We start from the raw sequence: 25,700 nt of genomic DNA, 5'->3' as shown, positions 1-25,700 counted from the left end.
TTTACTCTCCGGATTGGCGAAAGTGAGTATCGGAAACGGCACGCAAGCGTTCTGCGGCTTGCTCTGCGGTTAAATCACGTTGGGTTTCAGCCAGCATTTCATAGCCGACCATAAATTTACGCACTGTTGCGCTACGCAGCAGTGGCGGATAGAAGTGAGCATGCAACTGCCAATGACCATTTTCCTCTCCGTTAAACGGGGCGCCGTGCCAGCCCATGGAATAGGGGAATGAGCACTGGAAAAGGTTGTCATAGCGGCTGGTTAGTTTTTTCAGCGCGAGCGCTAAATCACGACTCTGTTCAGTTGTCAGGTCAGTGATACGCAGAACATGCGCTTTTGGCAGCAGCAGCGTTTCGAACGGCCAGGCAGCCCAATAAGGCACCACGGCAATCCAATGTTCTGTTTCGACGACTGTGCGGCTGCCGTCTTTGAGTTCGCGCTCTACGTAGTCGACCAACATCGGTGAACCCATTTCCGCGAAGTACTCACGCTGCAGCACATCCTCACGTGCCACTTCATTTGGCAGGAAGCTGTTTGCCCAAACCTGGCCGTGTGGATGCGGGTTGGAGCAGCCCATGGCCGCACCTTTATTCTCAAAAACCTGTACCCACGGATAGGTTTTCCCTAAATCCGCGGTCTGTTCTTGCCAGGTTTTTACCACTTCTTCCAGTGCTGGCACTGAAAGCTGTGGCAATGTTTTACTGTGATCCGGTGAGAAACAGATAACCCGGCTGGTGCCGCGTGCGCTTTCACAACGTAAAAGCGGATCGCTGCTTTCAGGCGCATCGGGGGTGTCCGTCATCAACGCGGCAAAATCATTCGTAAAAACAAAAGTGCCGGTATATTGCGGATTTTTATCGCCGGTTACGCGTGTATTGTCAGGACACAAGAAACAATCCGGATCATGGGCCGGTAACGTTTCATTTGACGGTGTTTCCTGCGCCCCTTGCCATGGGCGCTTAGCACGATGCGGAGACACCAGAATCCATTGTCCGGTCAGTGGGTTAAAACGGCGATGTGGATGATCCACCGGGTTAAACTGCTCCATCACATTTCCTTAGTCTGGATAACCTTGAGGGTGGCGAGACTGCCAGCGCCAGGTATCATCTGCCATTTCTTGCAGAGTACGGCTGACACGCCAGTTAAGTTCTTGGTCGGCTTTTGTGGCATCGGCCCAGTAAGCCGGGAGATCACCATCACGACGCGGGGCGAAGTGATAATTCACTGATTTTCCACAAGCGGTGCTAAAAGCGTTGATCACGTCCAGCACGCTGCTACCAATGCCTGCGCCGAGGTTGTAAATATGTACGCCCGGTTTGTCTTGTAGCGTTTGCATCGCGGCCACGTGACCATCAGCGAGATCCATTACGTGAATGTAGTCGCGCACGCCAGTACCGTCTTCGGTTGGATAATCATTCCCAAAGACGGCCAGTGAATCACGACGCCCAACAGCAACCTGCGCGATGTACGGCATCAGATTGTTTGGAATACCTTGTGGGTCTTCACCCATATCACCTGATGGATGTGCGCCAACTGGGTTGAAGTAACGCAACAGCGCTACGCTCCAGTTCGGCTGCGCTTTTTGCAGGTCAGCCAGAATCTGTTCAACCATTAACTTACTGCGGCCGTAAGGGCTTGCAGGTGTGCCAGTCGGGAAGTTTTCAACATAAGGGATTTGGGGTTGGTCACCATACACTGTGGCGGAAGAACTGAAGATGAAGTTGGTGACATTGGCTGCGCGCATGGCAGAAATCAGGCGCAATGTGCCAGTAACGTTGTTGTCGTAGTATTCCAGCGGTTTGCTAACCGATTCGCCGACCGCTTTTAGGCCAGCAAAATGAATCACGGCATCAATTTGGTGATCGTGGAAAATTTCAGCCAGCAGGGCTTCATCACGAATATCACCATCAATGAACAGTGGCTTCTTGCCGCTCAGACGTTCAATGACGGGCAGAACGCTGCGTTTGCTGTTGCACAAATTATCCAGAATGACGACGTCGTGGTCATTTTGTAGCAGTTGTACGCAGGTATGACTACCAATGTAACCGCTACCACCTGTTACCAATACTCTCATTTTTCTCTCCATTACGCGTATGGTATGTAATAAACATAGCATAACAGAGATGTCAAAAGTGTGACATGCGCTAAATTAGTGGAATCGCTTACACTAATGTTTTAAAGACGAACATCATCGTAAAAAATGATTATAAAACAAAAGGTCACCGTCATGATGTTGCGGGTTGTCTGAAAGTGGGGCGGATATGCGAAACCTCTCTCCGCCCCCGTGAATGAATGAGCCTTATCGTGCAGACGAAACGTCGTCTAACTGATAGCGATACACCTCGCCATCGGCGACGAAGGTTAACCGCTTAGTGATGCATTCCGGCGCATCTTCAGCGTGGTGAGAGACAAACAGCAATTGGGTTTCCCCTTCGCCAATCAAAATATCAATGAAACGGCGTACTAGCTGGCGATTCAGCGGATCCAGACCTTGCAGTGGTTCATCCAGGATTAACAGCGTCGGATGTTTCACTAACGCACGAGCGATCAGTGCAAGGCGCTGCTGGCCCCAGGAAAGGCTGTGGAATGGCGCGTCAGCGATGGAATTGTCCATACCGAGCATATTCAGCCATTGGCGGGCCAGTTTTTGCTGGCGGTCAGAAACAGCTTGATAAATGCCTATCGAATCAAAATAACCGGAAAGAACCACGTTTCGCACCGTGGTACTGACGCGGTAATCAAGGTGCAAATTACTGCTGACGTAACCGATATGCTTTTTGATATCCCAAATGGTCTCGCCACTGCCACGGCGGCGGCCAAACAACGTCAGATCGTTACTGTAACCTTGGGGATGATCACCTGTCACCAGACTGAGTAATGTCGATTTACCCGCGCCGTTTGGGCCCACGATTTGCCAGTGTTCGCCGGGATTTACCGTCCAGGACAGTTTATGCAAGATAGGCTTGTCGTTATATTCCACAACACCATCACGCAGAATAATGCGTGGTTGATCCTCGGGTAGCGTATAGCGAGCACTCGGATCGTCGGCTTCCGGCAGTGCAACGCCTGCCAGTTTTTCACTGTGGGCCAGTTGTGCGATCAGCGCCTGTTCGAGCAGCTTTTGCTTTTTACCCACTTCAATCAGTGCACAATCGGCCAGCACGCCAGCATGTTGTACAAAATCAGGAATTTCATCGAAGCGGTTAAGCACCAGCACCACGGTGTAGCCTTGCGCGCTCAATTCACCTAATAATCCAGCAAGTTGCTCACGGGACTTCACATCCAGCCCGTCAAACGGCTCATCAAGAATAAGCAAATCAGGTTGTGGCATCAGTGCCTGGCAGAGCAGAGTTTTACGTGTCTCACCGGTCGAAAGATATTTAAAGCGGCGGGTCAATAACGAGGTGATACCGAAAAGCTCCGCAAGCCTGTTACAGCGGGCTTCATCTTTGATTTCATCTTGAATAATTTCTGCCGTGGTTCGGCCGGTATCGTCTTCATCAGGACTCAATAAATCGGTGTTATTGCGCTGCCATTCATCGCTGACTAATTTTTGCAGCTGTTCAAAGGAAAGATGCGCAATACGTGAAAAGGTGCACTGGCGTTCACCTTTTTGCACAGGCAGGGATCCTGCGAGCGCGCGGGCAAGTGCCGATTTCCCGCTACCGTTTGCACCCACAAACGCCCAGCTTTCACCGGCATTAATGGTTAAATCATTGAGGGCAAGAGTGCGGGTATCGCTAAGATGGAAGATCCCTTGCGAAATGCGTAACACAGACATGTTTCATCCCATTTTTTGCAGTGATTAACTCCAGATTTACGGATTGCCTGTGTTGTTGTCAATTCGCTGGGCGGTTTTAGCACAGAGTGGCGATAATCACGCGATCGGCATTAAAAAATGCTATGACTTCAGCACCTTTTACCAGTTTCTGGATTTCTACCACGTGATTAGGAACCGTTGCGCACAGCGTTTGTCCGTCTGGCAGTTGCACCAGGATTTCGCTTTGCTCGGAATCTTGCTCAATCTCGCTGATAGTGCCAGTGAGTTGATTATCAGCACCACTGGCCTGCTTCGCATCAGTGGTGATTTCCACCCACGGAGCCTTAATTAGCACCAGCACTTCTTTGCCCGAACTCAACCCCAGGCGCTCGGCGCTTTGGCGTGTAATCGCTGCACGTAAGCGGGTGGTGCCATCAGCCAAAAGAATATCAACGTGCTGTTGCACTTGTTCGCTATCGCGATGTAAAACTGTGCCGAAAAGCTGGTTACGAGCGCTGGTTTGTAGCGAAAAACGGGAAATTGCGGCGAGCAGGCTATCAAGTGGTAATGCGTCATCACGCAGGACATCGAAAGCTTTTTGCTGGATCTGTGCGAGCAATTCATACAGCTGAATCAGGCGTTCGCCATAGCGGGTAATCACCGCACCGCCGCCGCCTTTACCGCCAGTCGCCCGCTCAACTAAGGTCTCATCGCTTAACTGATTCATCTCATTGATAGCATCCCAGGCACTTTTGTAGCTAATGCCGGCGAGTTTTGCGCCCTGGCTAATTGAGCCGGTATGTTGTATTTGTTTAAGTAGCGCAATACGACGTGGATCGGCGAACAACCGCTGCTGGAGTTTCAGCGTCAGTAAAATTTCAGCTTGCATAACCTCTCCGCAATGATAAAAACGTCATTTTCCTCTATTGCGGCAGGATGGGCAAATGGCACAAAAGGAGAGTGCGTTTTTCTGTCATGTCGTTAGAATGCTCGCTCTTACTTTTGTTGGAGGCATCCATGTTAGAGTTATTAAAAAGCTTGGTGTTTGCCGTGGTCATGGTGCCAATCGTTATGGCGGTGATCCTCGGTCTTATTTATGGATTGGGTGAAGTCTTTAACGTCTTCTCAAAAGTCGGTCATAACGACCAACCGAAACAAAACCATTGATTTCCAGACGCCCGCTTATGCGGGCGTTTCTTTATCCCCGTCATTCTTCACATGGCGCGTTCAGCTCATCATCATAAATTCAGCAACTGTAGCGCCGCGGGTATTTGCGAGAGCAGGTACAACACCAGCCCGATAGACCCCCCAACCAGCGTGCCGTTAATGCGGATAAACTGTAAATCCTTGCCGATATTAAGCTCGATTTGCCGCGACATATCCTTTGCATCCCAACTTTTGACCGTATCGCTAATGTGGTGAGTCAGGAATGTGGCGAATTCTGGTGCCATTTTTTGCACCGCTTGCTCCAGATGCTCATTCAGTGAAGTGCGCAATGCGCTGTCAGTCACCAACGTTTCCCCCAACCAAAGTCCTGCCTCCGCAATACGCTGTTTCATACGGGAGTCATCAGAGTTGACGTCTACTTTCAGCCATTGTCGTAAATCCCCCCAAAGTTCACCCAGATAGCGGTTGAATGCCTCATCTTCTTTCAGATAATTTTTGATACTGTCTGCTTTTTCAGCCATTTGTGGCGAGTGTTTAAGATTATCAATGAGCTTTAACGTCGCTCGATCAAATGCCTGTCGGATTTGGTGCCCCTGGTCATGGCTAACATCATCTAAAAATGAATTTACCGCACTGGAAACCCATTCAGCGCTGTGCTCTCCCAGCCACTCTGTCGGCAGCATTTTGGCTTTGCGCGGATGCTCTGTTTCCAGCCAGTGCACAATCTGGCGGGCAATAAAAGCACGTGTGCTTTCACGTTTAATCAGCGCGAGCATTTGGGCGATAACTGAATCGAGCAGTTCTTGATGTCGGTTATTTTTAGTCAAACTTTCCAGCAGTAGAGCGCTTGAATACGTCAAATCGACTTTATCAATCGCCTTATGCACGGCCTGGCGGATTAAGCGCTGGATCCGTGCATCGTCGGTCAGATCCAAAAAAGTGCTCATCACCTGTAGCAGGTGTTGACCCACTCGCTGGGCATTGTCGGGTTTGCTGAACCACTGGCCCATCATGTGTGCCGGTTCGTGGCGACGAATTAGGGCAATCAGGGATTGAGTATCGAGAAATTTCTCTTGCACGAAGATGCCAAGATTTTCGCCAATTCTGTCTTTATTACGCGGAATTATTGCCGTATGGCGAGCAATAAAGGGAATAGGTACGCGCCGAAACAGCGCCACAACGGCAAACCAGTCAGCAAGAGCCCCCACCATAGCGGCTTCAGCAATCGCTTTTAAACCGCTAACCCAGAAGTTGGGAGGTAAAAAGAGGGTGATCACAAAAGTTACGGCAGCAACCAGCAATAAGGACAGCGCAAGTCGCTTGGTACGTTTCAGTTCAGCTATTTTCTCCATCACCTAAGCATAGAACGGTGAAGGCTGAATCGGTAGAACAAATTTATCTTGCGATTAACCCTGTGCATCAGTGTGCCTATTCCTGGCAACTAAATTGTCCGCGACTTCAAATGTTTATAAGAATCTTCCCGGTGGCAACTTGATTGCTATGTTGCTTTAACGATACTGTATATATATACAGTTAATTGTTCGAGGGGATTTATGACACCGCTTATTTCGTTTTCTTTTTGTCACTCAACGCTATATGAGGCATGACTATGGGGGCATTTCCATCACCGGCACAGGACTATGCGGAACACAGTCTCGATCTTCATCAACTGCTGGTTAAGCATCCTACTGCCACCTATTTCGTACGTGCATCCGACGACTCAATGATTGAAGGCAGCATCGGTAAGGGGGATTTACTGGTTGTCGACAGTGCCAAAACGGCGGTGCATCACGATATTGTGATTGCAGCAGTTAATGGTGAATTCACCGTGAGGCAATTAAGCCTCAGACCCATTGTTCAGTTAATGCCACTCAATCGCGCTTACAAACCGTTCTGTCTCGGTTCAGAGGAGGCGCTTGAGGTCTTTGGCGTTGTCACTTACATCATTAAGTCGACGAGCTAATGATGTTTGCCCTGGTGGATGTAAACAGTTTTTACGCCAGTTGCGAAACCGTATTCAGGCCTGATTTGAAAGGGATACCGGTTGTTGTTTTAAGTAATAACGATGGGTGCGTGGTCGCGTGTAATGCCGAGGCTAAAAAATGTGGCGTACAAATGGGGGGGCCTTACTTCAAGCAAAAGGATCTCTTCCGCCATCGTGGCGTTATTGCGTTCAGTAGCAATTATGAACTGTACGCTGATATGTCACACCGCGTCATGATGACGCTGGAGGAAATATGCCCGCGCGTGGAGATTTACTCAATCGATGAAGCATTCTGTGATTTTTCTGGTGTACGTCATTGCCGTAATCTGGAGGATGTTGGTCGGGAAATACGCGCCACTCTTTTACAGAGAACGCATTTAACGGTTGGCGTTGGAATAGCCCAGAGCAAAACGCTGGCCAAGCTTGCTAACCACGCCGCGAAGAGATGGCAACAGCAGACGGGTGGCGTTGTTGACCTGTCAAATGTCGAACATCAGAGGAAACTTATGGCGGCATTGCCAGTCGGTGAAGTTTGGGGGATAGGCCGCCGTATAAGCAAAAAGCTTGAGGCAATGGGTATCAAAACCACGCTGCAACTTGCGGATACTGACACGCGATTTATACGCAAACACTTCAGTGTTGTGCTCGAAAGGACAGTTCGCGAGCTGCGCGGTGAATCTTGTCTGGGATTTGAAGAGTTTGCGCCGACGAAACAAGAAATCATCTGCTCTCGCTCATTTGGCGAGCGACTTACCGAATACGAACATATGCATCAGGCCATTTGTAGTTATGCAACGCGTGCCGCAGAGAAACTGAGAACTGAGCACCAGTATTGCCGTCATATTTCAGTCTTTATTAAAACATCCCCGTTCAACGTAAATGAACCTTATTACGGCAACCAGGCGATGGTAAAACTGCTTACGCCGACGCAAGACACCCGAGATATCATCGCGGCGGCCACACGCTGCCTGGGGACTATCTGGAGAAGCGGGCATCACTATCAAAAAGCCGGAGTGATGCTCGGCGACTTTTTTAGCCAGGGTGTTGCGCAGCTTAATCTCTTTGATGACAACCCGCCACGGGTCAACAGTGAAGCACTGATGCAGGTATTGGACATGATTAATAAAAAGAAAGGCAAAGGGACGCTTTACTTTGCAGGGCAGGGGATTGAACAACCGTGGCAGATGAAAAGGGCGATGTTGTCGCCTTGCTATACGACGCGGTATAAGGATTTGCTGTTGGTGTGATGATGCCGGCACGAGAATAACACCGTGAGTTTAAGAATGAGATATCTGGGGCGACCAGTCCATTAACAACGCCGAACCAATGAAAAAGCCCGCTATTTAAACTGCCCCGAGGATTACCCTCCATTGTTCTCAGAATCACCACAGAGATGATATTTTCCTGACTACAATATGAATACTTCAACATTTTGTTGGCGGAGAGCGACATGATGCGAGCGTTAGGGGGAGTTTTATCCGTTCTGAGTTTGACTATATACATCTTCATTGGCTTTGTTCAACTATCAGCTATCGCCTCGGCCTTCCAACTCTGGTGGGGGATTGGCACTTTTTTCTCATACCTACTTGGTGCGTTTCTGGGTTATACGCCTCTGGTAGGTTCAATTGTAGGAATGATAGGCGCAATGGAGGTATGGCACTGGGAATGGTGGCAAGCAGGCGGTTTGTTCTTTGGTGGATTACTGCTGACCATCGTGCTTATAGTGGTAAAGATCGCACGAGAAAAACGGGGAAGATGACGAGAAAATTCTACTTATGAACACACCGCTTTTCGGGGGGGGATTACCGAATAAGTTAGATTATCGTAGCGCATCCTGGTCGCGCAAAAGGCCGTTTTAAGTTTTGCTTTCGGCATGGACTAATCTACAGGAATTTGCACCCTGTTAAGGGTATAGCACGTGCCATATTTTAAGATAGGATTGCTTCAAAATGCAGGGTGAGGGCAATGTAACTGATTGTCCTTATTGGAATAATTTGGTCGGCACGAGAGGATTTGAACCTCCGACCCCTGACACCCCATGACAGTGCGCTACCAGGCTGCGCTACGTGCCGACTGTCAAATAATACTACCTTTTTTACCATCATTTGCAAGATTACGCACAGCTAACTGTTTAATAAATAAACAATCAATTAGCGATGAAGCGTTTCTCATCGGTCAGCACTTGCAGCAATAATCCCAGCTGTGGTTTAGTTTCTATGATGGTGTCGCCTTTCAAATTGTACATTCGATAGTTGCCGTTGTTATCGAGTACCAGCGTCATGGTCGGCAAAGTAATCCCGAGGCTATTATTGTCCGCACCCACCACCCAGTTATTGCGTCGAGTTGCAGCAAACAGGTCTTCACCTTGTGAATACTCACTTGCCGGGTTTTTGACGTGTAGCAGACGTTGCATCAACGTGGTCATCACATCCCGATGGTCGGTGAGTTTTGCGATATTTTGCGCAGGCGTACCAGGCCAATGGATAACCAGCGGTACCTGAATACGAGCACGTGACCAGGCGAAGTCACCCCGCTCTTTACCCAGCGGCACACCATGACCTGCGGTAATAATCACCACCGTATTCTGCAGCTTCCCGGAAGCTTCTAGCGCATCCAGAACGCGTTTAATTTGCTCATCAACGTTACCTGCGGCACGGGCATAGCGACGACTAAAGGCTTGCTGATTGTTGTCTGCCGTGATGCTGGTGCCATTAAAGGCCACCCAGGAGAACCAGCGATTATCTTCAGATGCGTATTGCGTCAGCCACTTAACCCATTGCGAAGCCGTTTGGCTGTCAGACTGGCTTTGCGCAGAAGGCAAAGAGAAGTCAGATAACAAAGCCTGGCGATACATTGAAGAGTCAAAGCCATCGGATGCGAAAAGCCCCAATTGATAGCCCTGCTGGTTCAATGCAGTAATGAGCGCAGCAGGAACACGAGCGGATAAAACACCGTCCATATAGGCCGGTGAGATACCGTAGAACAGGCCAAAGATGCCGTTATCGGTGCCATTACCCGCGCTCATATGCTGCGTGAAGTTAATATTGTTGCTCGCGAACTGGCTCAGATTGGGTAGATCTTTTTGCGCCTGTTCGGCATTCAGACCATCGACAGTAATCAGCAAGACATTACTGCCCGTTCCCATATCGCGGAATTGCAGATCACTGAGTGGATACTGCACCGAAACGGCTTCAGGATTACCCTGTTCCACGAGGCGACGCTGGTACTCTTTCGCATCCAACAGGCCATGTTTTTCGAGGAAGCGACGGGCCGTCATCGGGTAGGAAAGCGGTAGGTTGGCGCGCTGCATAGTAATCGGGCGATAGAAATTCGCATCCGCCCAGATATACATAATGTGGCTGCTAAAGAAAGCGACAAAGAACAGCACGACGACCGGTTTAGCATAGTGCCTGCGCCGCCCGAGACTGCGCAGTTTTTGCCAACTCCAGGTCGCAAACAGCATTTCAATCAGTAAAATTACGGGCACGCTGATAAACATCAGTTGCCAGTCACGCGCCATCTCACTCTGGTCGGGGTTAATCACCAGTTCCCAGACAATCGGATTAAGATGGAGATGGAAACGAGTAAAGACTTCGCTGTCGATAAGTAGCAGCGTCATGCCTGCGGTGGCAAGCGCTGCCGAGACAAAGCGCATCAAGCGTTGCGACATCACAATGAATGTCAGCGGGAAGAGGATCAGCAAATACGTGGCGAAAACCACAAAGCTGAAATGGCCGATAACGGTCAGCCAGGAATAAATACGACCCGTGAGCGTTGTCGGCCAGTCGGCGACAAACAGATAGCGGCTACCCAGCAGCGTTGCCAGCAGGATATTAAACAAGGCGAACCAATGTCCCCAACTGACCATCTGGGAAACTTTTTCGCGGTAGCGCTGACGGTTAGTCACCATAACGTATAGCTACAATCCCTTAATGAGCTTTGTCTTCGCTCACGGAGGCTTGTAACGCCTCAGCGAATGAGCGAGCCAGCGAGCGGCGCTGGGCAGAAGCTACGCTGGTATTAATCAGGTTGGTGACCATATTTCCCAGTACCATCAGGGAAAGATCGGTTGGCGTTTGGTGCTTTTCCAGCACGCTTGCCAGTTCACTCAACAGTTCTTCGACGCGTTCGTCACTATAACGGGATATTTGTGGCATAAATTAACAATCATTTAGATTCAGGAAAGGGCGTTATCTTACCGTAGGAAGACCTATTTTTCTTGAATTATTTAGGGGATGTTGCGTAAGGCTTCCGGCAATGGTTGAATACCGCCGAGTCTAAAAGGAGAGTTTATCATGAGTCTGGATATCAACCAGATTGCCTTACACCAGTTGATCAAGCGCGGCGAACAGACACTTGAAGTTGTGCTGCGTGATTCTCTGTTGGCAACGAACGGCGCCGTAGAAGAAATGATGGCCGAATTGCACCGCGTCTACAGTGCAAAGAATAAAGCATATGGTCTGTTCAGCGAGGAGAGTGAATTAGCGCAAGCGTTGCGCTCGCAGCGTAAAGGCGAGGAGGATTTCCTGGCGTTCAGCCGTGCTGCCACGGGTCGCTTGCGTGATGAACTGGCGAAATATCCTTTTGCTGATGGCGGCATCGTGCTGTTTTGCCAATACCGTTATTTGGCTGTGGAATATTTGTTGGTGGCGGTGCTGAATAATTTAAGCAGCATGCGTGTCAACGAAGAGCTCGATATCAGCTCAACGCATCACCTGGACATCAACCACGCAGATATCGTGGCGCGTATTGATTTGACCGAATGGGAAACCAACCCAGAGTCCACCCGTTACCTGACTTTCCTGAAAGGGCGAGTCGGGCGCAAAGTTGCCGATTTCTTTATGGATTTCTTGGGTGCCAGCGAAGGTTTGAACGCCAAAGCGCAAAACAAAGGTCTGTTACAAGCGTTAGATGATTTCACTAACGAAGCGCAACTGGATAAAAACGAACGTCAGGCCGCACGCCAGCAGGTTTATGCTTACTGCAACGAGCAACTCCAGGCGGGAGAAGAGATTGCGCTTTCTTCCCTTGCCGATGAGTTACCCTGGGCTGTGGATGACAAAAACTTCAAGGAATTCACCGCTGATAAAGGCTATGAGCTGGAAGAGAGTTTCCCGGCTGACCGTAGCACGTTGCGTCAATTAACCAAATTCGCCGGGAGTGGTGGCGGGTTAACGATAAGCTTTGATGCAATGTTATTAGGCGAGCGCATTTACTGGGATCCTGCGACCGATACGCTGACGATTAAAGGTACGCCGCCGAACCTGCGCGATCAGTTGCAGCGCCGGAGCTCTGGTAAGTAGCCATAAAAAAACCCGCTGAAGCGGGTTTTTTTTCGAGCTAAATTCGCGATTAAGCGCGAACGAAGTCGATGTGGCTCAGTTTTGGCTTGAACGGGTGACGCTGAACAGCCTGAACTTTAGCTTTAACTTCTTTACCGTCTACAACCAGAGTCAGAACTTCTTCGTAGAAACCTGGTTTAGCTTGCAGGTTCATTACGTTGTCGTGATCCAGTTCGATAGAGATCGCAGCTTCGGAACCACCATAGATGATTGCCGGGAATTTGTTAGCTGCACGCAGGCGGCGGCTCGCACCCTTGCCCTGCTCTTTGCGTTCTACTGCATTGATAGTAAACATTAACTGTTTCTCTCTTAAATAATCCTGTTACAGGCGACCCAGCAACAGGTAAGTTTCCTGCTTTGCGGATGCAAAAGCGGGCGGGATTATAGCCATATTTGCCCTGGGCTTCAATGAAAAGAACCTTTATCCCCATAATCCTTCAAGCTGCAGGGGTGTTGGCTGCAACTCGAATGCTAATGGGAATAGCCACGCAATTCGTTGGCACGGCGGAAGCGGCCTTCATAATCAAATACCTTTTCCCGCACGTTCCAGAAGTTACCGTTCTTGCGGGCAACGACAAAATCCGGGTGACGAAGTGCTGATTGCTGTGCGACGACATCGGCGGCGTTTATCCAGCGTAGCGGCACGCCTGGTGTACGGCTGTGTGGCCGAATAAAGATCTGTTCAAACGCCATACGCTGGGCGGGTGTTTGCAGGCGGAACCGTTCGCTGACATCCGCACCATCTTCATCAAAATAGGTAATCTTCAGCCACTCGCCTTTTTCATCGCTGCCGTGTTGCAGCGTCATCCCGCCACAGCGCAACACCAGCGCGTCTTTTAATTTCAACGCAGCTTTTAACATGTCATCGGGATCGACCAGAACCTGATCGCATTGGTGGCAGCGACGGGCTGCGATATCATTCTCGGCGTTGCATTGCGGACAGTTTTTAAAGCGGAAGCGAAAATCGCATTGTTCACGCCCACCATCGTCATCTTCAAACCACCCCTGGCAGCGGCGGCCAAAATGCTCAATCAATGTGCCATCGCGGGTGGTTTTGCCCCAGAAAGTGTTGGCAAAACCGCAGGCAGGGCAAAATACTTGCACCGGTACATTGTCACTTTTGCCTTTCGCTGCCCCGACTTCAGGCGTGAATAAATCATGAGGGTTTCCCGCATAATCCAGAATCAAACAATCTTTTTTCCCCGGGGCAAGACGCAATCCACGGCCAACAATTTGCTGATACAGGCTCACGGACTCGGTCGGTCGTAAAATAGCAATCAGGTCGACATGGGGGGCATCAAAGCCGGTGGTGAGCACCGAAACGTTGACCAGGAAGCGGAATTGCTGGTTTTTGAAGGTCTCAATTAAGGTATCGCGCACAGGGCCTGGGGTATCGGCGGTAATGAGTGCGGCATCGGTTGCGGGCAGCAGCGCGGTGATTTCTTTGGCATGTTCAACCGTTGCGGCAAAAATCATCACTCCGCGCCTGTCAGTAGCAAACTCAACAATCTGGCTGATGATATGTGGCGTAATGCGTTTTTGTTGTTTGAGTTCGCGATTAAGGTCCGCTTCACTAAACAGGCCGTTAGATTGCGCTTGCAGGCGACTAAAATCGTATTGCACCACCGGCATATCCAGGCGCTCGGGCGGTGTTAAATAGCCATGCTTTATCATGTAACGCAGCGGTAATTCGTAAATACAGTCACGAAATAGGGCAGTTTCATTGCCACGAACCATACCGTGATAGTGAAAATGATAAATCCAGCCTTTGCCCAGTCGATAAGGTGTAGCGGTTAGACCCAACAGGCGCAACTTAGGGTTTGCCGTGCGTAAATGAGCCAGAATTTGTTGATATTGGCTGTCGTCGGCGTCACCGATGCGGTGGCACTCGTCCACAATCAGCAAAGAAAACGCACCGTGGAATTGCTCCAGATTACGCGCCACCGACTGTACGCTGCCAAAAACCACTTTTCCGTGGCTCTCTTTGCGTTGCAGGCCTGCGGCAAAAATGTCGGCTTCCAGCCCAAGTGCGCAATACTTAGCGTGGTTTTGTGCAACCAATTCTTTGACATGCGCCAGCACCAATACGCGCCCACGCGCCACACGGGCGAGTTCGGCAATCACCAGACTTTTCCCAGCCCCCGTCGGCAGCACAATCACCGCAGGCGTAATGTGTTGGCGAAAATAGTGCAGGGTGGCGTCCACGGCTTCTTGTTGGTAAGGGCGTAAGGTAAAAGACATCTGCATTCCAACCCTTCATCTTTCAAGCCACAGGGTTGTTGGCTGCAGGAGCTCCCCCCAGTCACTTACTTTAGTCAGCTCCTGGGGATAAGCGCCTTTGCCGCCTACCTGTGACTCGAAATCTAAAGGGCATAAAAAGTATTCATAAATGAAAGCGAAGACGGGATTATGGCATGAAACAGGGTTTTAGCTTGAGAGAGTTTTCTATCCCGCTATACTGGGCAACTAATTAACAGGCAAATTATTATACCCGTCATACTTCGAGCCGCAGGAGTGTTGGTTGCACTCTCAAATCCCAGTCACTTACTTAAGTAAGCACCCGGGAATTTGTTCCCTTGCCGTTGACCTGCAACTCGATTTATATAGGGTATTGGCCTCAAAAAGCGGGCTAAATGCCCCGTCAGTAGCCTTCATGCTGGCACCTCTATGAAACAGGCAATATTTTAATGCGACTCGATAAATTTATCTCTCAGCAGCTTGGCGTGAGCCGTGCAATTTCTGGCCGTGAAATCCGTGCTAGCCGTGTCACCATTGATGGCGAAGTGGTGCGTGACGCCTCTTTCAAGCTCAACCCTGAACATCAGGTTGAGTTTGATGGCCGCTCGTTGACGCAACAAAACGGTCCTCGCTACTTCATGCTTAATAAGCCACAGGGTTATGTTTGCTCCACCGAAGACCCGGATCATCCAACCGTGCTGTATTTCCTGGATGAGCCAATGGCGCACAAACTGCACGCTGCCGGGCGTCTGGATATCGACACCACAGGCCTTGTGTTGATGACCGATGATGGTCAATGGTCACACCGTATTACTTCTCCGCGCCATCTTTGTGAAAAAACCTATTTAGTGACGCTTGAGAATCCTGTATCCGATGACACGGCAGAACAATTTACCGCTGGTGTTCAACTGCATAATGAAAAAGATCTGACGCTGCCTGCGGTACTTGAAGTCATTACCCCGCTGGAAGTCCGTTTGACCATCAGCGAAGGGCGTTATCACCAGGTAAAACGCATGTTCGCGGCAGTGGGCAACCATGTGGTTGGCTTACATCGTGAGCGTATTGGTGCCATTGCCATGGATGCGGATCTCGCGCCAGGTGAATATCGTCCATTAACCGAAGAAGAAATTGCCAGCGTAGGCATGCCGCCACGTTGATTCCGGGAGGATGCGTTGAGTAGTAAGCAAAACTCGTCAATTGGTATTGTGGTAATACTTGGCCTGCTGGCCATGTTGATGCCGTTATCAATAGATATGTACCTGCCAGCATTACCGGTTATCGCCTCGGAATTTGGCGTGCCAGCAGGCAGTGCGCAGATGACGCTAAGTACGTATATTCTTGGTTTCGCTATCGGCCAGCTATTCTATGGCCCAATGGCTGACAGCATTGGTCGTAAACCGGTTGTGCTCGGTGGGACGTTAGTCTTTGCGGCGGCGGCGATTGCTTGTGCACTCTCACAAACGATTGATCATCTGATTGCGATGCGTTTTCTGCATGGTTTATCAGCGGCAGCTGCAAGTGTCGTTATCAATGCTCTGATGCGCGATATTTATCCGAAAGAAGAGTTCTCACGCATGATGTCGTTCGTCATGCTGATAACCACGGTTGCGCCGCTGGTGGCGCCAATGGTCGGTGGGGCGGTGCTGGTGTGGTTTAGCTGGCACGCCATCTTCTGGATTCTGGCGCTGGCAGCACTGCTGGCATCAGCGATGATTTTCTTCCTTATCCATGAAACGCTACCCGTCGAACGGCGGCAGAAGTTTCATTTGCGCACCACGATAGGGAACTTCGCGACACTGTTCCGCCACAAACGCGTACTGAGTTATATGTTGGCAAGCGGTTTTAGCTTTGCGGCAATGTTCTCATTTTTGAGCGCTGGGCCGTTTGTTTACATTGAGCTGAATCATGTCGCGCCGCAGCACTTTGGTTACTACTTTGCGCTTAACATCGTGTTTTTGATCGTGATGACGCTGATCAATAGCCGCTTTGTACGCCATTTTGGTCCACTGGCGATGTTCCGCTTCGGGTTGTTTGTGCAATTTGTCATGGCAATCTGGCTGGTGTTAAGTACAGGGTTAGGGTTAGGTTTTTGGTCAATGGTGCTGGGCATTGCGGTGTTTGTTGGCTGTGTTTCGATGGTGTCGTCAAACGCGATGGCGGTCATTCTTGATGAATTCCCCCATATGGCAGGCACGGCCTCTTCGCTGGCGGGGACATTCCGCTTTGGTATCGGTGCATTAACCGGTGCGTTGTTATCTATCGCGACCTTTAACTCCGCGTGGCCAATGATTTGGTCGATTGCGGTGTGCGCAACATGCTCCATCGTTTTCTATCTCTACGCCAGCCGTCCTCGAGTCACCGCGACAAAATCCTAAAGTTCAAAACGGGTATCGCCAGATGCCCGTTCTTTAATCCACATCAAAAAAACTTCTCCTCGAACGGCTACAATTTGTTTCTCAAATGTAAACGTTTCAATAATAAAAAGTCACATTCATGTAGTTAAAAAGGTTGAGTTAGACTGAAGAAAGCGTTACATATAGCGCCGAAATGTGTGCTGTAGCACAAAAATAATGCTTTAAAAATGAAATGGTAGACAAATAAATACAAGGGATGTATGCGGTTTCTGCTGGTGTTTACACACAAAACATCAACAATGTGTTAACCTTTTATGTAAATCATTTGTGAAAATATTTTGAGTTTTTCCAGGGGAATACCACAGTGAATACCATCGTGAATACGTTACAACTTTCCATCGTTCATCGCTTACCTCACTGCTATCGTTGGCTGACGGGTTTTGCAGGTTCCAAAGTTGAACCGATTCCGCAAAATGGGCCGAAAGCTGAAAATTGCCTGATAGGCCTGAAATTACTAAGCGATAATAGCGATTCTGCATGGCCGACAATGCACAACCTAAGCCTGGCCTTGCGAGATATCGAAGTGGATTCTTCGGTTGTGGAATGTGAAGGTGGGCCGTGCTTGTTTGTGAATCGCCAGGATGAACTTGCAGCAACTTGCCGACTGAAAAATTTTGGCGTTGCAATTGCTGAGTCTTTCTCCAACACGAATCCTTTTTGACTGTAAAACCTGCGTATCAGGCAAGCGAAAGTAGCTGGCGTGTATATTCCGCCTGAGGTGCTGCGAAAATCTGCTGGCACGCCCCTTGCTCAACCACTTCTCCCTGCCGCAGTACGACTACCTGATGGCATAACGACTTCACCACGCGCAAATCATGGCTGATAAAAATGTAGGCCAGCTGATGCTTTTCTTGTAACGATTTCAGCAATGCAAGAATTTGCGCTTGTACCGACCGGTCAAGAGATGACGTCGGCTCATCAAGAATAATCAATTCTGGTTGTAAAATGAGCGCCCTGGCAATGGCGATGCGCTGTCTTTGCCCGCCTGAAAACTCTGCCGGATAACGGTGCATTGTTTGCGGATCTAACCCCACTTCCTGCATTGCAACGATCACTTTCTGCTCACGTTCAACTGCAGTTAGCGCAGGCTGATGGACGCGCAAACCCTCTTCAATAATCTGCAAAACATCAAGCCGCGGATTAAGCGACGAATTGGGATCCTGAAAGACCACCTGGATACGTTTGCGCAGCGGCAGCAGTTTTTTGCGATTGAGATCGTGCAGCGGTTTTCCATCGAACCAAATCTCTCCGCTGGAGTGAATAAGGCGTAACAGCGCAAGCCCCGTCGTGCTTTTCCCCGAACCTGATTCCCCAACCAGCCCGATGCTTTCACCCGCCCGCAGCGCGAAGCTCAGATTCTTTATCCCATAATGGTGGCCCACAGTTTTCCTGAGTAACCCACGGCGAATAGGGAAAGCGACCTGTAAATCATGAACCGTTAATAGTGGCGTGCTGCTTTCATCGACCGGACGTGGGCTCCCCGTAGGTTCAGCGGCCAGCAATTGTTGGGTGTAAGGGTGCTGCGGTGCCGCTAATAATGTGGATGCCGTGTTTTGTTCAACACATTTTCCGTTGCGCATCACGGCAACGTTATCAGCCAGTTGTTTGACGATATTCAGGTTATGGGTAATGAACAACAGCCCCATATTTAGCTCTTGCTTGAGTTCTTTTAGTAATTGCAGAATCTGTGCCTGAACGGTGACATCCAGTGCCGTTGTCGGTTCGTCGGCAATCAGCAATTCCGGGCGCGTCAGCAGCGCCATGGCTATCATCACGCGCTGGCGTTCTCCACCGGAAAGCTGGTGCGGGAAGTCGGTTAAACGGCTCGCTGCGTTACGAATGCCCACTCTATCAAGGCAGGTCAGCATTTCAGCGCGAGCCGCTTCCCGGCGCATGCCGCGGTGGAGCGATAACACTTCGTAAAGCTGCTTTTCGATATTGTGAAGGGGATTAAGCGACGTCATCGGTTCCTGAAATATCATGGCAATTTTATTACCACGCACGCTGCGTAGCGTGCGTTCAGGCGCATGCAACAACTCCTGACCTTTAAATAAAATCTCCCCAGACGGGTAAACGACCGGCGGTGCAGGCAACAAACGCAGAACCGATAACGCGGTGACGCTTTTTCCAGAACCTGATTCCCCGACCAGCGCCAGCGTTTCACCGGCATTTACTTCAAGGGATAAATCGTCCACCACCTGTCGGACGATATTGCCGCTACGGAAAGCGACAGACAGATGATTGATGGACAGCAGTGGCGTTGTCATATCAGTGCACCTTACTCGGGTCGAAGGCGTCGCGCACAGCTTCGCCAATAAAAATGAGGAGTGTCAGTAAGATGGCCAACGAAAGAAATGCGGTGATGCCAAGCCACGGAGCCTGAAGATTATTTTTTCCCTGCAACAACAGTTCACCGAGCGACGGTGAACCGAGCGGCAAACCAAAGCCGAGAAAGTCCAGCGAGGTGAGGGTGGTAATCGAACCGCACAGGATAAATGGTAAAAATGTCAGCGTGGCGACCATGGCATTGGGCAGTATATGACGGGTGATTATCGACCAGTCACTCACGCCCATCGCCTGAGCGGCCCGAATATAATCAAAGTTGCGGGTACGCAAAAATTCAGCGCGCACCACACCGACCAGACTCATCCAGCCAAACAGCACGGTAATGCCAAGTAGCCACCAGAAATTCGGCTGGATAACACTTGAAAGTAAGATGATGAGGAATAGCGTCGGCATCCCCGACCACACTTCGATAAACCGCTGACCCCACAAGTCCACGCGCCCACCGTAATAACCTTGTACTGCACCGGCTAGTATCCCAATGACGCTGGATAAAATCGTCAACATCAGGCCGAACAGAATGGAGATACGCGTGCCGTATAAAATCCGCGCCAGCACATCGCCGCCGTTGGCATCCGTCCCCAGCCAGTTTTGGCGACTGGGTGGCGAAGGGAAGGGGACGGTAGTGGCAAAGTTAATCGCATTGTAGCCAAAGCGAATGGGGGCCCACACTACCCACCCTTTTTGGCTCAGACGTTCTGCGAGCCATGGATCCTGATAATCGGCAGGCGTCGCCAGAGGTCCATCGAAATCACTTTCGCTGTAATTGGCAATAAACGGAAAATAAAGACGTTCCTGATAATGCACGATCAACGGGCGATCATTGGCAATAAGCTCTGAGCCCAGAGTGAGCAAAAAAAGAATGGCGAAAATCCACAACGACCAATAGCCGCGCTTATTGTGTCGAAACCGTGCCCAGCGGGCTTGATTAACAGGACTTAAATGGCTCATCCACGGCCCTCGAAATCAATACGCGGATCAACCAGCGTGTAAGTAATGTCGCTGAGAATATTCAGCAGTAAGCCAATGAGGGTAAAAATGTATAAGGTGCCAAACATCACCGGATAATCACGGGAAATGGTGGAGTCATAACCCAGCAAGCCCAGCCCGTTGAGCGAGAACATCACTTCGATAAGCAATGACCCGGTAAAAAACATACTGATGAACGTGGCAGGAAATCCAGCAATCACCAACAGCATCGCGTTACGGAACACATGTCGGTAGAGAATTTTAGTTTCATCCAACCCTTTGGCTCGCGCAGTGACCACGTATTGCTTACGAATTTCATCCAGAAACGAGTTTTTGGTCAGCATCGTCAAGGTCGCAAAGCCACCCACTACGGTTGCCAGCACCGGCAATGTGATGTGCCAGAGATAATCAATAATTTTGCCATACCACGGCAGGGTATCGAAATGGGTCGACACCAGGCCACGCAGCGGGAACCAGTCCAAATAACTACCGCCAGCAAACAAGACAATCAGCAAAATAGCGAACAAGAAAGCAGGGATTGCGTAGCCAATGATAATAAACGTGCTGCTCCAGACATCAAAAGCGCTGCCATTACTGACGGCTTTTCGGATACCGAGCGGGATCGACACCATGTAGATAATTAAGGTGCTCCACAGACCAATTGAGATGGAAACCGGCAAGCTTTCTTTGATCAGATGCAGAACCGAAGCGCTGCGGAACAGGCTGTCGCCAAAGTCAAAACGCAGATAATCACCGAGCATTTTGAAGTAGCGTTCATGAATCGGTTTATCAAAGCCGTAGCGGTGAGTGATTTCAGCAATCACTTCCGGGTCGAGGCCGCGTGCGCCACGGTACTGGCTGTCGCCAACGTTTCCGACGCCGACTCGGGCATGACCACTTCCCATGGTATCCGTCGTCAAACCGGGCACCCCTGTGCCGTGACCAAACTGAATCACTGCGATAGCCTGATCAACAGGGCCACCAGGTGCAATCTGTACGATGAAAAAATTGATGGTGATAATCGCCCACAGCGTGGGGATTATCAGCAGCAAGCGACGTAACAGATAACTTCCCATGATTTCCCTTAACGCCGGTTTGCTGGTAATTGAGCGGCTTTATTGACGTCATACCACCAGGTGTCAAAACCGGTTGTGTATAACGGATGGATTGCCGGTTTGGAGAACTTCCCCCACCAGGCGAAGCGGTCTGCTGCCATGTACCACATCGGGATCATGTAATTATTCCATGTCAGCACACGGTCCAGTGCACGCCCCAAGGGTAGCAGTTTTTGTTTATCACCTTGATTAGCCACAATCTGAGAAATGAGTTTATCGACCACGGGGCTTTTCACGCCAGGCGCATTATAAGTGGAGTCGACGTATTCAGAAGCCCATGAAATTTGCACATCCGCACTGGGGTAAGGCATGGCGCTGTAGAGTGTCGGCATCATGTCGTAGTCACGGGAGCGCAGGCGGTTGGTGAGTTGCGAGTTATCCACCTGACGAACGTCCATCGTGATACCCAGTCGTTGCAAATTATGCTGGAAAGGCAATACCCATTGTGTGTTGCCGGTGGTACCAATTAACAATTCGAAGCTAAACGGTTTGCCGGTTTTAACATTGACGAGTTTCTGGTCTTTGAGTTCCCAACCCGCATCCTTCAACAAGTTGAGTGCTTTTAGCAGGTTGTCCCGGTCAAAGCCATCACCCCGGGATTTTGGTGGATGGTAGATAGTCGTGAGCACCTCTGGCGGTAAATCTTTTTTCATGGGAGCCAGAATAGTCAGTTCATCGGCATTCGGATAATCCCGCGCGGCATATTCCGTGTTCTGGAAATAACTGTTCGCTCGATTGTAAGCATCATAAAACAGCGCTTTGTTCATCCATTCAAAATCGAATGCCAGGCCAATGGCTTCACGTACGTTGCGGTCTTCAAAGACAGGGCGCTGGATATTAAATGCCAGCCAGCGTGTGTCCTGGGCTGCTTCGTTGGGCTGTTCTTCTTTTACGATGAAATGATTCGCAAAGTTCTTTCCGGTATAGCGTGTCGCCCAATTCTTCGCGCTGGCTTCATTACGAAAATCGTAGGCTCCGGCCTTAAAGGCTTCAAACGCGACGTTGTCATCAAGGTAGTAATCATAACGGATAGAGTCAAAATTCCAGCGGCCACGGTTTACCGGCAAATTGGCGGCCCAATAGTCTCTGACACGGGAATAGGTAATGTATTGCCCCATGCGCCATGCCGTTATTTTATAGGGGCCACTGGCCGGAGGTGGGGCAGAAAGCGGGTTGCTGAGTTTATGATCTTTCCAGAATGTTTCAGGGAACACCGGGAGCGAGAATAGCCCCAACATCCGTTCTTTGCTGGGTTCCGCCAGTTCAATACGCACCGTTAAAGGCGCGATAGCTCGCACTTTGACACCCTTATAAACCAGACGAAATTGCGGCACACCTTCAGTCATAAATTTAGTGAAAGTGAAAGCGACATCGCTAGCTTTGATGGGCGTCCCATCATGAAAACGTGCACGAGGATTAATTTCTATTTCAGCCCAGGCAAAATTGCTGGGGTAACGCGCCATTTCGCCGATGAGCGGGTAATAGCTGCCAGGCTCATCATCTGAGGTAGTAAAAAGCGTGTCATACAATGTGTCGGTACGCACCCCTGAATTACCGCGTAGCGCATAACGATTGAAGTTATCAAAGGTGCCAATCGCCGACAGCGTGATGTTTCCACCCTTGGGTGCCGCGGGGTTGACGTAATCAAAGCGAGTGAAGTTGATGGCGTATTTAGGCTCACCTAAAACGGAAAAGGAATAACTTTCCTTGATGTTTTCAGCCTGACTTGACGCGGCAATCAGGCAAAGGCTCAGCAGGGCGAGGATGCGGGCAAACATCGTATAGGTCAATCCTTGTCGTAGAGGAGATTACCTAATTGTTTTATCCCGAAACAATATCATTATTCAGGCAACGTACCACTGCATTATCACGTGATGTGGGTAAATCATAAGTTATGCTCGTGATACTTCAAGCGGCATCTTTGTTAACCGCGACGTCTGGCCGTCAGACAAAGAAATTAATGGCGGATAACCAGCTCATCATACTCTTTCTGCTGACCTTCCCACTCCTGCAATTGCTCAAGGGGCAGAGGGCGGGCGAAATAGTAACCCTGTAAGTAATTCACCCCCTGGTCAATCAACCATCTGGCTTGCTCTCGGGTTTCAACCCCTTCTGCGACGGTGGTCATGCTGAGTTTGCGTGCCAGCGTAAGTACTGCATCAAGCACCGGAGTGTTGACAGTTTCCAAACCAATTGAGTTAACAAAGCCACGATCAATTTTGAGATAGTCCAGCTCGAAGCGTTCGAGATAAATCAATGCGCTGTGACCGGTACCAAAATCATCGACAGCAATTTCAAAACCTTGCTCGTGCATCCAGGAAAACAGGTAACTGGCTTCGTTTTCCTGAACCATATCGCGTTCGGTAATTTCAAACATGAGCTGGAAATGATGAGGAGGTAACGACGCGGCAAAAGCGCGAATATCTTCTTTGAAGGTTGAGGAGTGCAGATGGCTGGGAGCCAGATTGACACCGAGTCGCGCGCCAGGTGGCAAAACATGCTGGAGTTTGTTGGCATCACGCGCAATCAATTCAAACAGATGGCGGGTGAGAGGAACAATCGATTGCTGAGCTTCTGCGAAAGCGATAAACGCATCTGGGGGAATGGGGCCTGCAATCGGATGGTTCCAACGCATCAACACTTCAACACCTGACATTTTTAACGTGTTGGCATTCACTATCGGTTGATAAACCACATGGAATTGCCCGCGTTTAATGCCGGTCAGGATCTCTTTACCTGAGCGTAAGCGCATTGTTAGAAAATAGGCGCATAACGCACTGCTAAGGATGCCAAAAACTAAACCAGTCAGAATCGAGATTTGTATGTCTTCAATAGGCCAGGTTTTACCGTACAAGGCTAATTTGATGGGGTAATCCTGAAGAGTAATCATGCGCGTAGGATTCGCCGATAACTCTGACGCATTTATCACATTATTGGATAGGGTGGTTAAGGCTTTATCACCCACAATAATCGCCATCGAAACCATATCGCTTTGGCGCGTGCTAAATAATAAATAGGGTGTGAGATCAACATTCAGAGTGGCGAAAATACCGCGTCCTGCAATCACTGGGTTTTTAAACCATGCGGCAACTGTCGGTTTGCCTGGCATCATCGGAGTGCCATGCATGATATCAAGATCGACGTTTTTATTGAGATCGATTGTCGGGACTAGCTGGTGCATATCTGTCAGCAAACTACCCGTCGCGGAAGAACAATAGGCGTAACCATTACGCACTAATACAAAGGCGCGGACGTCGGCATTAAAGGCGGCACGCGAGGTGAGTTCACCTGAGACTTGATGGCAATCAGAAAGCGTTAACGGTTGGATACTGCTGCTGTCTGCCTGAAGTTCATCGAAAAAGTTGTTTAGGTAGTTACGTATATCTTTAGCCAGTGTGTCATAGCTAGCCTCACGCTTGCTGTGCAGCGTCAGGCTGGTTATCCCACCAAGCAGTAGCGCGGCAAGACAACCTGCCAAAATACTGAAAGCGACAATTTGCCGGGGGGAGGTAAAGTAGCGCGAAAATATATTTTTTGGAAACATGGATAACGGGTTCCTGCACGCGCAAGAGGCTGATGGTTCAATCGTGTTTTTTGGGACTATAACGCCAACACTATCATCGCGTCATAATGTTTCAAAAGGAAATTATTAACATTTTGTAATTGCTTACTCTTTGAGCTTAACGCGTGGAACTTAATGAATTTCAGGCAAAAAAAACGCTGCATAAGCAGCATTTTTGTCTCGTCAAATTGTCGTTTGCAAACAGCCAAGGGGTAACTGCTTGCAAGATTCGCATTAACTGCGGCTCAGGACGCGTCGTGCTTCGTTATAGCGCTTCTTCCAGTACGGCTCGTCCATGCTTGAAATCGTCACACCACTGCTGGTGGAAGCATGTACAAACTGATTATTGCCGATATAAATACCAACATGTCGACCGGTTGAACCTGCTCGGAACAGAACTAAATCGCCAGTACGTAATTTATTACGTGAAATCGACTTACCTGTATCCTGCTGTTCAGAAGTTGAACGAGGTAGCTCTAAACCAAATTGTTCACGGAATGTACGCTGCACGAATCCTGAACAATCAATACCGCTTTTATTGCTGCCGCCAAGACGATAACGAACGCCTTTCCAGCTTGCATATTGATCCATGAGACGTGTTTTCACATCTACATTACGGACCATCTCTTCGAATTCATCCTGAGAAGCTTGCAGTAAAAAACCATCTTTATTGCTGACTGCATGCGTCTCAGAATGCATATTTGCGGTGTTAGTCGAACTACATGCTGACAGCAGTACTGCTACAGCAACTGCGGGAATAGCCCGCAAGATATATCTCAAAATAGGCTGAGATTTGACCATTATGT

At 49.5% G+C, this 25,700-nt stretch carries 23 protein-coding genes and 1 tRNA gene; 8 read left to right on the top strand and 16 right to left on the bottom strand.

Going from position 1 to position 25,700, the window contains the following annotated elements:
* Position 1 precedes the first annotated feature (1 nt).
* From galT to modE, 4 genes are all read right to left on the bottom strand, one after another.
* A complete protein-coding gene (galT, locus tag VJY99_RS07130) occupies positions 2-1,048 on the bottom strand; it encodes a galactose-1-phosphate uridylyltransferase (RefSeq protein ID WP_324117362.1) in 1,047 nt (348 codons plus the stop codon).
* Between the two features lie 9 nt (positions 1,049-1,057).
* Positions 1,058-2,074, bottom strand: a complete 1,017-nt coding sequence (gene galE / locus VJY99_RS07125) for a UDP-glucose 4-epimerase GalE (RefSeq protein WP_324117361.1) — start codon at positions 2,072-2,074, stop codon at positions 1,058-1,060.
* A 225-nt stretch (positions 2,075-2,299) separates the two neighbouring features.
* On the bottom strand, positions 2,300-3,781 hold the full coding sequence (gene modF, locus VJY99_RS07120) for a molybdate ABC transporter ATP-binding protein ModF (protein WP_324117360.1): 1,482 nt from the start codon (positions 3,779-3,781) through the stop codon (positions 2,300-2,302).
* A 76-nt stretch (positions 3,782-3,857) separates the two neighbouring features.
* Positions 3,858-4,649, bottom strand: coding sequence for a molybdenum-dependent transcriptional regulator (gene modE / locus VJY99_RS07115; protein ID WP_324117359.1), 792 nt, complete (start codon positions 4,647-4,649; stop codon positions 3,858-3,860).
* Between the two features lie 128 nt (positions 4,650-4,777).
* Between modE and VJY99_RS07110 the strand changes: the two genes are divergently transcribed.
* Entirely contained in the window at positions 4,778-4,927 is a 150-nt protein-coding gene (locus tag VJY99_RS07110; protein ID WP_064512573.1) for an AcrZ family multidrug efflux pump-associated protein, read from the top strand.
* A gap of 71 nt (positions 4,928-4,998) precedes the next feature.
* Here VJY99_RS07110 and VJY99_RS07105 read toward each other — a convergent pair whose 3' ends face one another.
* A complete protein-coding gene (locus VJY99_RS07105) occupies positions 4,999-6,279 on the bottom strand; it encodes a DUF445 domain-containing protein (protein WP_324117358.1) in 1,281 nt (426 codons plus the stop codon).
* Positions 6,280-6,536: 257 nt separating this feature from the next.
* Between VJY99_RS07105 and umuD the strand changes: the two genes are divergently transcribed.
* The 3 genes from umuD (at position 6,537) to VJY99_RS07090 (ending at position 8,670) form a co-directional block, all read left to right on the top strand.
* Positions 6,537-6,890, top strand: coding sequence for a translesion error-prone DNA polymerase V autoproteolytic subunit (umuD, locus tag VJY99_RS07100; RefSeq protein WP_324117357.1), 354 nt, complete (start codon positions 6,537-6,539; stop codon positions 6,888-6,890).
* Between the two features lie 2 nt (positions 6,891-6,892).
* A complete protein-coding gene (locus VJY99_RS07095) occupies positions 6,893-8,158 on the top strand; it encodes a Y-family DNA polymerase (protein WP_324117379.1) in 1,266 nt (421 codons plus the stop codon).
* A 203-nt stretch (positions 8,159-8,361) separates the two neighbouring features.
* Positions 8,362-8,670, top strand: coding sequence for a hypothetical protein (locus tag VJY99_RS07090; protein ID WP_324117356.1), 309 nt, complete (start codon positions 8,362-8,364; stop codon positions 8,668-8,670).
* Positions 8,671-8,906: 236 nt separating this feature from the next.
* Here VJY99_RS07090 and VJY99_RS07085 read toward each other — a convergent pair.
* The 3 genes from VJY99_RS07085 to VJY99_RS07075 all read right to left on the bottom strand — a co-directional run bounded on the left by VJY99_RS07085 (position 8,907) and on the right by VJY99_RS07075 (position 11,068).
* Positions 8,907-8,983: transfer RNA gene (locus VJY99_RS07085), tRNA-Pro, on the bottom strand.
* A gap of 74 nt (positions 8,984-9,057) precedes the next feature.
* Positions 9,058-10,821: an LPS biosynthesis-modulating metalloenzyme YejM gene (gene yejM / locus VJY99_RS07080; protein ID WP_324117355.1), complete on the bottom strand. Its 1,764-nt coding sequence runs from the start codon at positions 10,819-10,821 to the stop codon at positions 9,058-9,060.
* A 19-nt stretch (positions 10,822-10,840) separates the two neighbouring features.
* On the bottom strand, positions 10,841-11,068 hold the full coding sequence (locus VJY99_RS07075) for a YejL family protein (protein ID WP_034458713.1): 228 nt from the start codon (positions 11,066-11,068) through the stop codon (positions 10,841-10,843).
* A 138-nt stretch (positions 11,069-11,206) separates the two neighbouring features.
* On the opposite strand from VJY99_RS07075, the gene yejK reads away from it, so the two are divergent.
* A complete protein-coding gene (gene yejK, locus VJY99_RS07070; RefSeq protein WP_324117354.1) occupies positions 11,207-12,214 on the top strand; it encodes a nucleoid-associated protein YejK in 1,008 nt (335 codons plus the stop codon).
* A gap of 49 nt (positions 12,215-12,263) precedes the next feature.
* Here yejK and rplY read toward each other — a convergent pair whose 3' ends face one another.
* Both rplY and VJY99_RS07060 read right to left on the bottom strand, forming a co-directional pair.
* The gene (rplY, locus tag VJY99_RS07065; protein ID WP_324117353.1) at positions 12,264-12,548 is read right to left on the bottom strand and encodes a 50S ribosomal protein L25; all 285 of its coding nucleotides are present in this window, start codon (positions 12,546-12,548) and stop codon (positions 12,264-12,266) included.
* 176 nt (positions 12,549-12,724) lie between these two features.
* Entirely contained in the window at positions 12,725-14,494 is a 1,770-nt protein-coding gene (locus VJY99_RS07060) for a DEAD/DEAH box helicase (protein ID WP_324117352.1), read from the bottom strand.
* A gap of 446 nt (positions 14,495-14,940) precedes the next feature.
* On the opposite strand from VJY99_RS07060, the gene rsuA reads away from it, so the two are divergent.
* The 3 genes from rsuA to VJY99_RS07045 all read left to right on the top strand — a co-directional run bounded on the left by rsuA (position 14,941) and on the right by VJY99_RS07045 (position 17,566).
* On the top strand, positions 14,941-15,648 hold the full coding sequence (rsuA, locus tag VJY99_RS07055; RefSeq protein WP_324117351.1) for a 16S rRNA pseudouridine(516) synthase RsuA: 708 nt from the start codon (positions 14,941-14,943) through the stop codon (positions 15,646-15,648).
* Positions 15,649-15,663: 15 nt separating this feature from the next.
* Positions 15,664-16,866 (top strand): Bcr/CflA family multidrug efflux MFS transporter, encoded by a 1,203-nt coding sequence (locus tag VJY99_RS07050; RefSeq protein WP_324117350.1) that lies wholly within the window; start codon positions 15,664-15,666, stop codon positions 16,864-16,866.
* Positions 16,867-17,221: 355 nt separating this feature from the next.
* A complete protein-coding gene (locus tag VJY99_RS07045; RefSeq protein ID WP_324117378.1) occupies positions 17,222-17,566 on the top strand; it encodes a YejG family protein in 345 nt (114 codons plus the stop codon).
* 16 nt (positions 17,567-17,582) lie between these two features.
* Here the strand turns inward: VJY99_RS07045 and yejF are convergent, their stop codons facing one another.
* The 6 genes from yejF to mepS form a co-directional block, all read right to left on the bottom strand.
* Positions 17,583-19,172, bottom strand: a complete 1,590-nt coding sequence (gene yejF, locus VJY99_RS07040; RefSeq protein WP_324117349.1) for a microcin C ABC transporter ATP-binding protein YejF — start codon at positions 19,170-19,172, stop codon at positions 17,583-17,585.
* A 1-nt stretch (position 19,173) separates the two neighbouring features.
* Positions 19,174-20,199, bottom strand: coding sequence for a microcin C ABC transporter permease (locus VJY99_RS07035; protein ID WP_324117348.1), 1,026 nt, complete (start codon positions 20,197-20,199; stop codon positions 19,174-19,176).
* Positions 20,196-21,293, bottom strand: coding sequence for a microcin C ABC transporter permease YejB (locus VJY99_RS07030; protein WP_324117347.1), 1,098 nt, complete (start codon positions 21,291-21,293; stop codon positions 20,196-20,198). The genes VJY99_RS07035 and VJY99_RS07030 overlap by 4 nt, the downstream gene beginning before the upstream one ends.
* An 8-nt stretch (positions 21,294-21,301) precedes the next feature.
* Positions 21,302-23,110 carry an extracellular solute-binding protein gene (locus VJY99_RS07025; RefSeq protein ID WP_324117346.1) on the bottom strand — a complete coding sequence of 603 codons (1,809 nt, stop codon included), beginning with the start codon at positions 23,108-23,110 and terminating at the stop codon, positions 21,302-21,304.
* A 179-nt stretch (positions 23,111-23,289) separates the two neighbouring features.
* Complete coding sequence (locus VJY99_RS07020; RefSeq protein ID WP_324117345.1) at positions 23,290-24,876, bottom strand: cyclic di-GMP phosphodiesterase; 1,587 nt, start codon at positions 24,874-24,876, stop codon at positions 23,290-23,292.
* A 252-nt stretch (positions 24,877-25,128) separates the two neighbouring features.
* Positions 25,129-25,695: a bifunctional murein DD-endopeptidase/murein LD-carboxypeptidase gene (mepS, locus tag VJY99_RS07015; protein ID WP_324117344.1), complete on the bottom strand. Its 567-nt coding sequence runs from the start codon at positions 25,693-25,695 to the stop codon at positions 25,129-25,131.
* Between the last annotated feature and the right edge of the window lie 5 nt (positions 25,696-25,700).

Source organism: Buttiauxella sp. (genome assembly GCF_035271705.1).
Classification (GTDB): Bacteria; Pseudomonadota; Gammaproteobacteria; order Enterobacterales; family Enterobacteriaceae; genus Buttiauxella.
This window is presented reverse-complemented; position numbering and strand designations above follow the sequence as displayed.

Excerpts from the sequence above, each read along its gene's own strand:
- VJY99_RS07025 (WP_324117346.1), bottom strand. The coding sequence starts at position 23,110 with ATGTTTGCCCGCATCCTCGCCCTGCTGAGCCTTTGCCTGATTGCCGCG.
- rsuA (WP_324117351.1), top strand. The coding sequence starts at position 14,941 with ATGCGACTCGATAAATTTATCTCTCAGCAGCTTGGCGTGAGCCGTGCA.
- mepS (WP_324117344.1), bottom strand. The coding sequence starts at position 25,695 with ATGGTCAAATCTCAGCCTATTTTGAGATATATCTTGCGGGCTATTCCC.
- VJY99_RS07060 (WP_324117352.1), bottom strand. The coding sequence starts at position 14,494 with ATGTCTTTTACCTTACGCCCTTACCAACAAGAAGCCGTGGACGCCACC.
- umuD (WP_324117357.1), top strand. The coding sequence starts at position 6,537 with ATGGGGGCATTTCCATCACCGGCACAGGACTATGCGGAACACAGTCTC.
- yejK (WP_324117354.1), top strand. The coding sequence starts at position 11,207 with ATGAGTCTGGATATCAACCAGATTGCCTTACACCAGTTGATCAAGCGC.
- yejF (WP_324117349.1), bottom strand. The coding sequence starts at position 19,172 with ATGACAACGCCACTGCTGTCCATCAATCATCTGTCTGTCGCTTTCCGT.
- galE (WP_324117361.1), bottom strand. The coding sequence starts at position 2,074 with ATGAGAGTATTGGTAACAGGTGGTAGCGGTTACATTGGTAGTCATACC.
- VJY99_RS07105 (WP_324117358.1), bottom strand. The coding sequence starts at position 6,279 with ATGGAGAAAATAGCTGAACTGAAACGTACCAAGCGACTTGCGCTGTCC.
- modE (WP_324117359.1), bottom strand. The coding sequence starts at position 4,649 with ATGCAAGCTGAAATTTTACTGACGCTGAAACTCCAGCAGCGGTTGTTC.
- VJY99_RS07035 (WP_324117348.1), bottom strand. The coding sequence starts at position 20,199 with ATGAGCCATTTAAGTCCTGTTAATCAAGCCCGCTGGGCACGGTTTCGA.
- yejM (WP_324117355.1), bottom strand. The coding sequence starts at position 10,821 with ATGGTGACTAACCGTCAGCGCTACCGCGAAAAAGTTTCCCAGATGGTC.
- galT (WP_324117362.1), bottom strand. The coding sequence starts at position 1,048 with ATGGAGCAGTTTAACCCGGTGGATCATCCACATCGCCGTTTTAACCCA.
- modF (WP_324117360.1), bottom strand. The coding sequence starts at position 3,781 with ATGTCTGTGTTACGCATTTCGCAAGGGATCTTCCATCTTAGCGATACC.
- VJY99_RS07030 (WP_324117347.1), bottom strand. The coding sequence starts at position 21,293 with ATGGGAAGTTATCTGTTACGTCGCTTGCTGCTGATAATCCCCACGCTG.
- VJY99_RS07090 (WP_324117356.1), top strand. The coding sequence starts at position 8,362 with ATGATGCGAGCGTTAGGGGGAGTTTTATCCGTTCTGAGTTTGACTATA.
- VJY99_RS07075 (WP_034458713.1), bottom strand. The coding sequence starts at position 11,068 with ATGCCACAAATATCCCGTTATAGTGACGAACGCGTCGAAGAACTGTTG.
- rplY (WP_324117353.1), bottom strand. The coding sequence starts at position 12,548 with ATGTTTACTATCAATGCAGTAGAACGCAAAGAGCAGGGCAAGGGTGCG.
- VJY99_RS07110 (WP_064512573.1), top strand. The coding sequence starts at position 4,778 with ATGTTAGAGTTATTAAAAAGCTTGGTGTTTGCCGTGGTCATGGTGCCA.
- VJY99_RS07020 (WP_324117345.1), bottom strand. The coding sequence starts at position 24,876 with ATGTTTCCAAAAAATATATTTTCGCGCTACTTTACCTCCCCCCGGCAA.
- VJY99_RS07095 (WP_324117379.1), top strand. The coding sequence starts at position 6,893 with ATGTTTGCCCTGGTGGATGTAAACAGTTTTTACGCCAGTTGCGAAACC.